The sequence below is a fragment of the Belliella baltica DSM 15883 genome, from assembly GCF_000265405.1.
Taxonomy (GTDB): domain Bacteria; phylum Bacteroidota; class Bacteroidia; order Cytophagales; family Cyclobacteriaceae; genus Belliella; species Belliella baltica.
This window is the reverse complement of the sequence record NC_018010.1, coordinates 3,887,117-3,899,983: the sequence shown is the minus strand read 5'-3', so window position 1 is coordinate 3,899,983 and position 12,867 is coordinate 3,887,117. Positions and strand designations below refer to the sequence as shown.

The 12,867-nt window shown below is 34.6% G+C and carries 13 protein-coding genes and 1 pseudogene; 10 read left to right on the top strand and 4 right to left on the bottom strand.

Annotated elements, in window-relative coordinates; all coding sequences use genetic code 11:
* Positions 1-13: 13 nt before the first annotated feature.
* Together BELBA_RS17650 and hutI are read right to left on the bottom strand one after the other, a co-directional pair.
* On the bottom strand, positions 14-2,008 hold the full coding sequence (locus BELBA_RS17650; protein ID WP_014774036.1) for a urocanate hydratase: 1,995 nt from the start codon (positions 2,006-2,008) through the stop codon (positions 14-16).
* 141 nt (positions 2,009-2,149) lie between these two features.
* Entirely contained in the window at positions 2,150-3,394 is a 1,245-nt protein-coding gene (hutI, locus tag BELBA_RS17645) for an imidazolonepropionase (RefSeq protein ID WP_014774035.1), read from the bottom strand.
* A 1,050-nt stretch (positions 3,395-4,444) separates the two neighbouring features.
* Between hutI and BELBA_RS17635 the strand changes: the two genes are divergently transcribed.
* Positions 4,445-4,873, top strand: coding sequence for a hypothetical protein (locus BELBA_RS17635; RefSeq protein ID WP_014774033.1), 429 nt, complete (start codon positions 4,445-4,447; stop codon positions 4,871-4,873).
* 90 nt (positions 4,874-4,963) lie between these two features.
* Positions 4,964-5,251 (top strand): hypothetical protein, encoded by a 288-nt coding sequence (locus BELBA_RS17630; protein WP_014774031.1) that lies wholly within the window; start codon positions 4,964-4,966, stop codon positions 5,249-5,251.
* Here the strand turns inward: BELBA_RS17630 and BELBA_RS17625 are convergent.
* Positions 5,252-6,173, bottom strand: a pseudogene (locus tag BELBA_RS17625) (IS1595 family transposase).
* Between the two features lie 430 nt (positions 6,174-6,603).
* Here BELBA_RS17625 and BELBA_RS19535 point away from each other — a divergent pair.
* The 8 genes from BELBA_RS19535 to BELBA_RS17590 all read left to right on the top strand — a co-directional run bounded on the left by BELBA_RS19535 (position 6,604) and on the right by BELBA_RS17590 (position 11,916).
* Positions 6,604-6,978, top strand: coding sequence for a hypothetical protein (locus BELBA_RS19535; protein ID WP_014774030.1), 375 nt, complete (start codon positions 6,604-6,606; stop codon positions 6,976-6,978).
* 217 nt (positions 6,979-7,195) lie between these two features.
* Complete coding sequence (locus tag BELBA_RS20275; protein WP_245531100.1) at positions 7,196-7,303, top strand: type II toxin-antitoxin system VapB family antitoxin; 108 nt, start codon at positions 7,196-7,198, stop codon at positions 7,301-7,303.
* A gap of 127 nt (positions 7,304-7,430) precedes the next feature.
* Entirely contained in the window at positions 7,431-8,564 is a 1,134-nt protein-coding gene (locus BELBA_RS17610; RefSeq protein ID WP_014774029.1) for a 6-bladed beta-propeller, read from the top strand.
* Positions 8,565-9,048: 484 nt separating this feature from the next.
* Positions 9,049-9,231, top strand: coding sequence for a hypothetical protein (locus BELBA_RS17605; protein WP_014774028.1), 183 nt, complete (start codon positions 9,049-9,051; stop codon positions 9,229-9,231).
* A 14-nt stretch (positions 9,232-9,245) separates the two neighbouring features.
* Positions 9,246-9,416, top strand: a complete 171-nt coding sequence (locus BELBA_RS19765; protein WP_014774027.1) for a hypothetical protein — start codon at positions 9,246-9,248, stop codon at positions 9,414-9,416.
* 10 nt (positions 9,417-9,426) lie between these two features.
* Complete coding sequence (locus BELBA_RS17600) at positions 9,427-10,590, top strand: hypothetical protein (RefSeq protein WP_014774026.1); 1,164 nt, start codon at positions 9,427-9,429, stop codon at positions 10,588-10,590.
* The gene (locus tag BELBA_RS17595; protein ID WP_014774025.1) at positions 10,587-11,009 is read left to right on the top strand and encodes a hypothetical protein; all 423 of its coding nucleotides are present in this window, start codon (positions 10,587-10,589) and stop codon (positions 11,007-11,009) included. Before BELBA_RS17600 ends, BELBA_RS17595 begins: the two co-directional genes overlap by 4 nt.
* A complete protein-coding gene (locus tag BELBA_RS17590; protein WP_014774024.1) occupies positions 10,972-11,916 on the top strand; it encodes a hypothetical protein in 945 nt (314 codons plus the stop codon). The genes BELBA_RS17595 and BELBA_RS17590 overlap by 38 nt, the downstream gene beginning before the upstream one ends.
* A gap of 104 nt (positions 11,917-12,020) precedes the next feature.
* On the opposite strand, the gene BELBA_RS17585 is transcribed toward BELBA_RS17590, so the two are convergent.
* Positions 12,021-12,728: an aromatic amino acid lyase gene (locus tag BELBA_RS17585; protein WP_245531099.1), complete on the bottom strand. Its 708-nt coding sequence runs from the start codon at positions 12,726-12,728 to the stop codon at positions 12,021-12,023.
* Positions 12,729-12,867 lie beyond the last annotated feature (139 nt).

Sequence of the window (12,867 nt, the reverse complement as noted above, 5' to 3'; positions counted from 1 at the left end):
TAATTCAGGAAATTTAAAAACTCAACAAATCATCATCCACCATTTCAGGAATCGTAACTTTTAGTCCAGGGGTTCTTTCCATTTCTCTTTTGATCGCAAATAAGGCTTCCTCATTTCTTGCCCAAGCTCTTCTGGTAATTCCATTGTTGACATCATAGAAAAGCATGGATTGTAATTTTCTCTCTGCATCTTCAGAGCCGTCGAGTAGCATTCCAAAACCACCATTGATTACTTCTCCCCATCCTACACCACCGCCATTGTGGATAGAAACCCAAGTTGCACCTCGAAAACTATCGCCAATCACATTGTGTATGGCCATATCAGAAGTGAACTTACTGCCATCGTAGATATTGCTGGTTTCACGGAAAGGGGAATCGGTACCGCTTACATCATGATGGTCTCTGCCAAGTACAATGGGCGCTGATATTTCGCCTGACTCCACTGCTTTGTTGAAAGCTTGAGCGATCTTGATCCGACCTTCTGCATCAGCATACAGAATTCTCGCCTGAGAACCTACCACCAATTTGTTTTTACCCGCTTCCTCTATCCATTTGATATTGTCCTTCATTTGTTGTTGGATTTCTTCGGGAGAGGCGTCTATCATTTCTTTAAGTATCTTAGCAGCTATCTGATCTGTTTTTTCTAGATCTTTTGATAGTCCAGACGTACAAACCCACCTAAAAGGACCAAAACCATAATCAAAACACATCGGTCCTAAGATATCCTGAACATAAGAATGATATCTAAAATCAACGCCATTTTCTGCCATGACATCAGCACCTGCTCGTGACGCTTCAAGTAGAAATGCATTGCCATAATCAAAGAAGTAGGTTCCTTTAGCAACATGTTTATTAATTGCAGCAGCCTGTCTTCGGAGTGATTCCTGAACTTTGCTTTTAAATTGTTCAGGGTCATTCGACATCATTTCATTGGCTTCTTCGAAATCCAGACCTGCGGGATAATAACCTCCAGCCCAAGGATTATGTAAGGATGTCTGATCAGAACCGAGTTCTATTAGAATATTTTCTTCATCAAATTTCTCCCACACATCTACCACATTTCCTAAATAAGCTATGGATACTATTTCTTTATTTTTCTGTGCCTTCTTTACCCTAAGGATCAAATCTTTCAAATTTTCAATCAATTCATCCACCCAGCCTTGTTCATGCCTTTTGTGAGCAGCTTTAGGATTCACTTCCGCACAAACTGTGATACAACCTGCAATATTTCCAGCTTTTGGCTGAGCACCAGACATTCCACCTAAACCTGCTGTAAGGAACACTTTCCCATTTGGGTTTACTTCTGCACCAAGTTTCTTTCTAAATGCATTCATTACCGTAATAGTGGTACCATGCACAATTCCTTGTGGACCAATGTACATGTAGGAGCCAGCTGTCATCTGACCATATTGTGTTACTCCTAATGCATTGTATTTTTCCCAATCATCAGGTTTGGAATAATTTGGGATCATCATGCCATTAGTAACTACCACTCTTGGTGCATCTTTGGAAGAAGGGAAAAGCCCCATCGGATGTCCTGAATACATATGGAGCGTTTGCTCTTCGGTCATTTCGGACAAATATTGCATAGTGAGTAGGTATTGAGCCCAGTTTTGAAAGACAGCTCCATTACCTCCATAAGTAATCAATTCCTGAGGATGTTGCGCTACAGCCGGGTCTAGGTTGTTTTGGATCATCAACATAATTGCCGCTGCCTGTTGGGTTTGTGCTGGATATTCCGAAATAGACCTAGCATAGATATCGTACTCTGGCATAAATCGATACATGTATATTCTCCCATGTTCCTTTAATTCTTCAAAAAATTCCTTCGCTAATTCTGGATGCCAAGCTTTTGGGAAATACCGAAGCGCATTCCTCAATGCAAGTTTTTTTTCTTCAATACTTAAGATGTCCTTGCGCTTGGGAGCATGAGAAAAATTAGGATCAGGCTTCTTTTTGGAAGGAAGGGTAGTGGGGATGCCTTGAATTATAGATTCTTGGAAGGTCATGATATTTTATTTAATGGTCTTTGTATGGCAATCCGAAATACAGTAGAAATACGCTTCGCGAAAAAGAGTAGAAATATTTTGTGTTAGCTTATTTCAACCATATTTCTATTTTATTTCAATCGGATTTCTATTTTATTTCAATCAAATCCTAACTCCATTTTTAATAATTATTGTTGGTTTCAATCTCCCTTGCTGATAAGTAATATCTCGATAATCATCTGTTGGGAAAAGGATAATATCTGCAAGCTTCCCGAATTCAAGCGTTCCTCGGTTTTTTATTCCTAAAGCTGCAGCGGCTCGAAAAGTAATTCCTGCCAATACTTCTGCATTGCTTAGCTTTTCGAAAGTACCCAAAACAGAGGCTTGCATGAGCAAATCTCCCATCGGTGCAGATCCTGGATTCCAGTCGGAGGCGATGGCTAATGATACACCCGCATCGAGTAGTTTTCTGGCTGGAGTAAATGACACTCCCAAACCAATTGAAGCTCCTGGTAATGCTACAGCTATTGTGTTTGATTCAGCCAGTAATTGTATTTCTTTTTCAGAACTTGCTTCCAAATGATCAGCGGAAATGGAACCGAAGTCAACAGCTACTTTTGATCCTCCGGTACGGAACTGATCAGCATGTACTGTGATGTCAAATTCCATTTCTTTGGCTTTTTGAAAATAAGATTGGATATCATCGGATGTGAAAGCTGTTTCCTCTATAAATGCATCGATCCGATTGGATAATCCTTCTGTTTTGAGGATTGAAAAAACCTCGTCAGCTATTGACTTTAAATAATCTTTATTTGTGCCTTGAAAATCTTTTGGAGGAATATGTGCAGCTAGGCAAGTTGGAATCAAATCAGCTATTGTATTTTCATTTGCGAGTTTGATCGCTCTAAGCATTTTGAGTTCCTCTTCGACGGATAAACCATAACCACTTTTAACTTCAATCGTCGTGATTCCATCTTTTAGGTGTCTATTGGCACGTAGAACAGTCAGTTGTGCTAATTTCTCTAAACTTGCTTTCCGAGTTTGGGAGACTGTATCCCAAATCCCTCCTCCCGATTTAGCAATTTCTAAGTAGGATTTCCCCGCATTGCGCATCGCATAATCTTGTGCACGACTACCTCCAAAGCAAATATGCGTATGGCAATCAACCAATCCAGGTAATGCCACAAAATCACCTTTTAAGGATATCATCTCGGCACCGATTGATTGAGCTTCGGGATACAGGTCCCAATAGTTACCGACCTGATGGATGCGGTCATTTTTGATCAGGATGCCTGCTTCAGAAATGATGTCCAGCTGTTCATCTTTAAGCGCTCCTTTCAAGGGAAGTCCTGTCATAGTAACTGCTTGGCGAATGGGTCCGATAAGGGTATGTTTGATGGTTTGCATAGTACTTGAGTTAACCTTTGAGGTTTTCAAAACCTCGAAGGTTTGAACATTGATTTTTTAAACTTTTAAGATCTCTGAACCTCGAAGATTCTTTTGGTTTCTCGCAAACCTGCCTGGTAGCAGACAGGGCTGCAAAGACGCAGTTTTTTTGCCACTAAGGCACAAAGACACAAAGCTTTGGTTTTTGGCTCGCAAGGCAGCACAGGCTTTTATAAGGTAACGAAAACAGTCTTGTCTCTTGCCTCTTGGTTCTTGTTTCTCGTTTTTCGCATCTTACTTCAATGTAATATTTCCTTTGTGTCTTAGCGCCCCTGTCTGACGACAGGCAGGTTTGTAGCTTTATTACAAAGTTACCCAAATCTCTTCATAATTTTCCATACCAATTTATTCAATAAGCAATAACCTGGAGTAATTTTTAGAAATCAGTGACAGCAAGTAAATGGTTATTTTGATTTGGAACTTTAAGCTATCCGATAATTGGAATGGATGTCGGTATATTTGAAAAACAATATAGTTTAACCGAATTTTACTCTAATTTTTTTAAAAAACTGTAAAAAAAATTTATTATTTTTGAAAATTAATTTTTAATTACTAATTTTTTGGTTTTTCGGGAGGGGTAAACTAATTTTTAAAAGATTATTTTGAAATTGACTATTGGAATAGTTCAATTTACAGTAAGTGTAAGGTTATCAATGCCTAATGATTTTGGATCATAATTTTTATTTTCTTAGTTTCATTCATGTCTTAATTATAATTGACATTAAAATTTTAAAATTCATGGAAAGATTAGACATGGAAAAAATGGAGAATCTGGTCGGGGGATCGGATTATTGTGACACAGCTTGGTTATTAATAAGTAGTGGTGGATTTCAGGGAGATAATGATTTGTATATGATTCTTGTTAACAGTTATGAGACTCATTGCCAAGGGAATAGTTCATATTGATTATAGCTAATGAAGGCTACTTTAAAGGTAGCCTTCATTAATAACAAATTATTTATTTATAAAATTTAGGACACCTTATTATAATCACTTATTAAAATTTTCTATATGAAACTGTTTTTTATATTTATCATTTTTCAATTTTATTCCATAAATGACGACCTGTTATATGGAAAATGGAAACTTTACCGAAGTGAGTCATTTGAAAATATCCTTACATCAAAAAATTTTCAACTTCAGGATGAAGCCCAACAACAAGCATTAGCAGAAACATTTTCAAAAATTATAGACGGATATTTTTATGATTTTAAAAAGGACACCGCAGTTTTTACAGATTTTAAGAATTATGAAATAATTGAATTAAAAGGATTGTGGTGGACTGATGGAGATACATTAATTATTGGTCAGATAAATAAAATAAGTGTACAAAAATACTTGATTACGGAACTTAATAAATCGGAATTACACTTGAAAATGATTAATCCAAGAGATGGTCTAGTATTTAAAAGTAGAATGATGTTCAAGAGAGAAGACTAATTTCTATGGCTTTAGTTACGAACAAAATAATTGATTTGAGAAATGATAAGTCGTTAAATAACATTTTTACTAAAAAAAACATTAAAAAATATGTTAAAACTAAATTTTATTTTAATTATTCTTCTTTTAATTAATCCTGTATTGGAAGGAAGATGGATGATTGATAGATTTATTACCTTTGAAATTATTCTTAATTCAAAAGACTTTCAAAGTTTAGATTCAGAGCAACAAATACGAGGTATGGAATTGTATGATTTGTATATGGAAGAAGTCGATTTAAATTTCAAAGGTGATACAGTATTTTTTAAAGATTTGAAAAATGGAAAAATAATTGACAAAATAGGGTTTTGGTCTATTGATAAAGATACTTTAATATGATTATCCGCTTGTATGCAAATAGGGGCAAATGCTCGCAATAACAAGTCTATCAAAGAGTTTTTTACCAAAGTATCTTCGGTTTAGTTTGTAACAGAATTCATTGAGATAGTTTTGAAGCATCTTTTCTGAAACCATATGGTACTTCTGTAAATCCCTTTTAAGGTTGCTTATTGCTATATGTGCCCATTTGAGGTTGAACTTGCCCTCTTTTGTGGAAGATAGTTCGCTTACGTGAACATCAATACAATCTTCTAGGTTAGCATAAGTCGTACTTTCATCAGTTTGGAGCACGGCTTTTTTGTCAATCAGTCCTTTTTATCAGTTTTTCGGCTGTTTTTGCCTTCAAGTTATCTATTTTGACCATCTTGAAATATCTGCAGCTTTTGTCCTTTTCTCCGGTAATTAGGTCTTCAAGAATAGATGATTCAGCCATAATAGCGACAGTGGCTTGTTTTTGGCTTCCACGGCCTTTCTTCAGCTTCGTCTTTTCGGAAGATTTTGTTGCCTTGCTTACAAATGCCTCATCATATTCAACCATATCTTCTAGTTTATATTGGCTGTCACGTTTACCCATTGCTTCCCGGAGCTTGTGATACAGTCTGAAAACAGTCTCGTATCTGCTATGACCCATCTGCCTCTGTAGTTCAAGGCAGCTAAATCCCTTCTTGGTTGCGCTTACAAGAGTCATTGCAAGCAACCAGGTCTTCAATGGTAACTTGCTGTTTTCCATAATAGTACCATTTTTCAGTCCTGTCCTAAATTTACAATGTTTACATTGGAACATCTTGAGAGAATTAAGCCAGTAGTGATCCTTGGAATTACAGTTCTTGCAAATGATACCTTCTTTTTCTCTTTGTTCCTTCAAGTAATGGATGCAACTTGTCTCATCAGGATATCTTTCATTGAATTGTAGAATATTCATGGCCTTTTTATTTATTTAAAGCCAATTAAACACTTACAATTCAGCCCTGAAAGTTATTGACACTTATTGTCAAAGTATAAAATTTGCCTACTTGTATGTAGGCGGATATTCGTATACTTTAATTATAAATGATCTGGAAAAAATAGCTACCTATAAATATTTTATAGAAACTTTATCTGACTGTAATCTCCATATTATACCGATTCTTCCTGGAGGTGTAGTGGGTAAGGGTGGAAGTACATACAAAAAAGATGATTGTTTTTAATGAAGGAAAATATTTAAGAAAGAAGGTTAGTATTTATTGTGTTTATAAACTTCAATAAAAACTTCCAATCTTATAAAATATTATTCAGAAATTAAAGTATTCATTAGAATGGAGACCGAAAACAGGAGACTATAAACAGTCCTTATTTGTTTTAACCGAAAGTATATGTTAAGGAAATTATTTTTATATCTAATAGTATTAGGATCTGTTTTAGCCTTGTATATTGATGAAATTCTTCTAACTGAAGATGTTTTTTATTTTCATCTGGCTGAGCAGTACTCCAATACGAGGATAGAGCAAATGCTTGAGTTTCGAGGAAGATGGCTTTGGTTGACTTACCTGTTTGCTCCTATCATAACCTTCTTTAAGATTCTGATCCCTGCCAGTTTAGTATATCTGGGGTTTTACCTATCTAATTTGAAGTATCCCTTTTCTGATGTTTTTAAGGCCTGTGTTATTGCAGAGTTTGTATTTTTCTGTAAATCATTCTTTAAATTACTACCATCTGTCTTGTATTTTTCGTTGCTCGCATATTACTAAGTAATATTTACCTGCTATTTTCTTAGCGCCTAAGCGCCCCTGTCTGACGACAGGCAGTTTTGTGGCTCTACTACAAAGTTACCCAAATCCCTTCATAATCTTCCATACCAATTTATTCAAGAAGTAATAACCTGGAGTAATTTTTAGAAATCAGTGATAGAAAATAAATGGTTATTTGTTTAGAATTTTATAATTTTTGTATTTCAATGATATTGCCATGAGAACCACTATTGATATTGATCAAAAGCTAATTGATAAGATTCTTGAAAAGACGAATATCAAAACAAAAACGGAAGCGGTTGATGTGGCGCTGAAAGGATTCTAAGATTAATTAAACTGCGGGAGCTTTCTGAAATGGCTGGTAAGGTTAATTGGTCTGGGGATTTAGATGCCATGAGGACTGATTAATAATCTTAGGGTAACGTTCGGATTCATTTAAAGTCATAATTATCATGCGTAAGGGTTTATTTATTGCCGTAATTTTCATTTTGACCTATTGTTCCCAGAAAAATAGTGATCAAAAAGATTTACAGGTAAGTCTAGATCAAATAAGGTTTTCAACTTTTGAAATGCAGGAGTTTACTGGCTTGTTGCCGGATGAATTGGTTGAAGAGAGAAGCTTTGTTCTATTGGAAAATGACCAAGCAGGAAGTGAAATTTTCAATATTGATAAATTGATCAGAAGGAATGGTAATTACTATGTGTTGGATTGGGCTTACAAAAGCATCCTAATATTTGATGATTCTGGAAAATTCATCAAACGATTTAATTTGAGTGGAGAGGGCCCGGGGAAATATAGTAGGATAAGTGATTTTGATGTGGATATTTCCGGTAAGCTATATGTTTTGGATGCTACTTTGAAGAAACTGTTTGTGTACGATGGGGATTTTAGGTTCCGGAAAGACTTTAGATTAGGTTTTGACGCAGAAAAAATCATATACTTGGAAGAAGGAGGATTTCTTTTTGCTTTGTCTCCTTGGAATGGTTTGGGTTATGATGGGTATAGATTTGTTAAAACTGACTTTGAACTGAAAGTACAAGAGACCTGGATGAAATTTGATGATCATGTGGATCAGAATTTTGTTTTTGACTTTGGATTTACCCTATCTGATGTCATCGTATTTAACAGACCCATAGAAAATGATATCTTTATTTTTTCCCGTGATGGAAACTTTGAGCGAATAGTTAAGATGGATTTTGAGCAATTTAATGTACCCGATAATGTCAGGAGAGATTTGGAAACATTTATGCCAAAGCTTTCGGATTTCCGTTTCCTCAATAAGTTTGCGGCAAAGACACCAAACAATTTTATCCTTACCGTTGGGTATGGCCTTACATCCAATAGAAACCTTATCTTGGATACCCAATCCAACAAGGGATTTATAGAAAAACCACTAGCATTGTCAGATGACATTGGTAACTTAAGGAGTATGTTTCTTACATTTTCATTTATTGACAGCAATGATCTTGTGAGTTATATCCATCCAGACCGAGTAGATGCAGCGAAGAGCATTGGTCTGCCTGATCACGTTATAGCGCATTTGAAAGAAGAAGGGTATGTGCTTTGCGTGGATAGGTTGCGATGAACGGCTGGATTTAATAAGTTGATTCTAAATGGGGCATCATAAAAAACCCTTCCAGGGTGTAAATAGATTCGCTGATTACTGCATAAAGAAAACAACATAATGAGTAGTTGTAAGCAAAAATAACAAGTGATTATTACGCCCTTTGTTCAGATTTTCTACACTTCCCTTAGTCCTTGTTCATGGTAAAATTTGAGCTTATGAGGGTTTTTTAAAAATTGTACTCCAATTTTTTTTCAAAAACCATAAAAAAAGTTTATTCTTTTGGAAAAATGGATTTTACATATATTTTAGTTTGAATCCGGGTGGGGGGGTAAACTAATTTTTAAAAGATTGTTTTGAAATTGACTATTGGAATAGTACAAATTTATCTAAGTGTTTGTTTTTCAGATATTAGTTAATTTGGAATAGTAGTATGAATTATATAGTTTCGACCATTGAAAAATTATTTTCAATAACAAACCAAAATATTTAAACAATCAACTTTATGAAAAAAATAATTTACTTATTCCCAATAATTGGATTGGCTATTTTTGCGAATCCTCAAACATTATCTGCTTGTGATGGGCAAATCGAATCAATCACCACAGTGAACATGGCAAAAGACCGTTATTGCCTGTTTGGTGGCAGTAAATGTGGAAAAGTTGTACACAAAGTAAAATGTATCTAATAATTTTAAAAATCATGAAAAAAATAATTATTTGTGGGGTTTTGGCTTTCGTATGTTTAAGCTATCAAACAAAATCTCAAGTGGTCGTAATAGATGAAGTTACAACGAAAATGAAGGATAGATTTTGTCTATTTGGAGGAAGTGTGTGTTCAAAAGTTAAAATCAAAGGAGAAGTTGTACTTTAATAATCCGAAAATGAAAAGCAAAGATTTAATAACATATTTGCTTTTCTTGGTATCTCTTATAATGCTATCTTGTTCACATACTGATAGGCAAAATAATATATTGAAATATATAAAAATCGGAGAAACTATTTTTGATTTTAGATCATTGAATTATGACGTGGCTGAGATAATTTATACTGACAGTTTAACTGTATTTTTTGATGACAAAGACCAAGCTCTTTATTATTTCTATAGAAATGGAGGAGATCTTTTAAATAAATTAAACTTTCAAAATTTAGAAAAAGAAGGGATAGAAGAGATATCAAGCGTTTTTATTCATTCCAAAGATACAATATTTTTAGGGAGACTTGGTTATTTCGGGATTTATCAAATTAATTCATTAGGCGAACGTATAGGGCGTTGGGATTTTGATTTTTCATTGCCATTAGAAGTCCATAATGGCTATTATTCGGGTACTTTTGGACTGGGGGGCATCTCAAGGTATGGAGTTGGAATGTACTACAACGATAAACTTGGACTTCTTACAGATTTTCACCCCATTGTATTTGACCAAGAGAATAGTTTTCCATATTTGTACAGAATACCAACTTTGGCACAAATGAGAATCAATAAACTAAATGAAATTTCACCTTTCGGGAATTACCCTTCCGATTATTTTGGCAGAAAAATACCTCATGATCTTTTTACGTCATTCGCTGTAAATGATTCTTTAGTTTATATTAACTGGCCCTCAAGTAGTGAAATAACTATTGTAAATATGAAATCTTTCCAAGAAAGCTTTGTAAAGATGAAGAGTAATTTCCTTGGCAAGAATGAATTTATTTACTATAGTTCAAAAGATGCAGGTGAGGTTAATTCCTTTTGGAATGATCACAATGAAAAAGGCCAGTATGTTAAATTAATTGTAGATTCAACAAACGGATCTATTTATAGAATTGCTAAGCACAAGAACAAAAATTCAGAAATTAAACTTGATTTTTTAGAATCAAAATGGTCAATTGTTAAGTATGATAAAGAAATGAAGCCTTTGGGTGAAGCCATTTTTGAACCTGGTAAATTTAATTTTATGTTAACTTATGTGGAGAATGACACTATATTTCTTAGTACAATGAATCCATATAATACCGGAATAAATGAGGATTTATATATTATTGAAAAATACATTTTGAAATGAAACTTTTCCTCATTTGTTTAATCCTTATCCTTTCTTCCTGTAATAAAGAGAATTCTAATTATAGGACAGTTAATTCCTATATTGAAAAGTTCAAAATTCCAGGAGAAATGAAGGGACTCTTAATTATTTCTGAGAAATACTGCGGACCATGTCAAGAGTCCACAATAAATAGAATATGGGAGTTAGATTGCAAAGAAGTTGTAATTATTATCAGTGGCACAACACTTTCATCAAATTTAAAAAATGAGTTAGAAAAGCTTTCTAATAATGGATTCGTAGTATTTCATGATAAAGAAAATATGGGTGAACGAATGGGTTTGCCTCTTGCTAAACCACTGTATGTAGAATTTGATAACCAAAAAGTCGTAAATGCATCAAATTATGAAAATGCAATTGATCTTCCTCTTGCTTGTATTTAGTTTTTTAGGGATTAACCCTGCTAATGGGCAGAAAAATATAACCAAAGATGATATGAACCAATACATGGTCTATTCCCAAGATATTGGCAACTCCTATGCACACTGGTATCTAGTTTACAATAACCATTATAGAATCTCTGCTACATTTTCAAAAATTTATCTATTAAACAAGCATAATATAAGGGTTGACAGTGTTGAAATATCTTCAAATTCAAACCGCAATCCGATACAACTTTTGGAAGTAATTGATAATGTGATTGTCGGTCATACTATGCAAAAGTCGTTTGTTTTGGGAGTAAAAGATAATCAATTGCATACTATTAATACTTTGGATTACAAATTATTAGATAAAAAATGGAATGGATATGATCATTTTTTGTTTACTGGGCAAAATGAATTCTTTGGCTACAGCAGAAGTATGAAAAAAAATGAAATAATTAAAGTACTTACTTTGAATGGTACAAAAGAATCTAAAGTGGAATGCTCTACACATACAATTAAGAATTCAGGATTACAATTAGCAGGGAGCTTTCTGCAAATAAGTGAGGACTTTATTCTTTTTAACCTATCGAATTGTGGCAAAAGTTTTGGGTTTGATTCTCATACTGGTGATCTTACTTTTACTTATATCAATCCATTTGAAAATCTCGAATTTAAATTTATTACCTATGATCCTTTTATTAAAAAGATTTACTCAATTTACAAAAAGGAAAATAAATATTTAATCATAGCATTGAATGATCAATATTTTCCAAGTGAGCTTGTAGCTATATCAGAGTTTCAGCCTATAAAAATTAGCAATGAGAAAATTCACTTCATTTTTGGATTTGAGGGCATCATTAGTCATGCCTTAGTTCCAATAAAAGATAACGAGGCAATTCCATTTTTTTACTTTAATTTGGATTAATTCCCTACTTAGACGGTAACTATAACAGTCTTCAAAATGGAAAATTAGCAGTCTGAAGACTGCAAGTAGGAAAGTCCAAGTCACCGCTTCACTCAAGACTTGAACTAAAATCTATCAAACTCCCCTGACCATTTCGTCACCAATTGCAGTCCTTCTTTCTCAGCCACTTCTCTGGCCAATGTAAGCAGTTCCCCACTTCGGATGATTTCAATGGCAGTTTCCATATCTTCATACATGATCTGATCTTCGGTGATATGTTTGATTTTGGTACGCACATGTTCATAAAGAGCTGTCATGATCTTTCCTGATTTCATTGGTGCATGGAAATCCACTGCTTGTGCTGCACAGAAGAGTTCTACACCTAGGATTTTCTCTACATTTTCGATCACCTGCAAGGCTTTTCTGGCTCCTATACTTCCCATACTCACATGGTCTTCCTGACCGAGGGAGGTTGGGATGCTGTCAGCAGAGGATGGGAAGCAAAGGCCTTTATTTTCACTCGCTAAAGCAGCGGTGGTATATTGGGGGATCATAAAGCCTGAGTTCAGGCCGGTTTCTTTGAGAAGCAATTTGGGTACTCCCGGCGTGTCACCTTCCAAGGAAAGGTAAATCCTACGGTCGGAGATATTGCCGATTTCGGATGCGGCCAAGCAAGCATAATCCAAAGGCATAGCAATAGGTTGCCCATGGAAATTGCCACCACTGATGGTATGGTTTTCATTAAAGACTACAGGATTGTCAGTGACGGAGTTGATTTCTGGTTCGAGCATTTGCTTCAGGTACAGCCTGCTTTGGATGAATTTATTTTTCAATAAAATTCTGATTTAAACGAATTGCACTTCAACTTTTTTTCAAAAACTATAAAAAAAGTTTATTCTTTTGGAAAATCAATGTTTAATTACTAATTATTTTGTTTTTCGGGGGGGGTAAACTAATTTTTAAAAGATTATT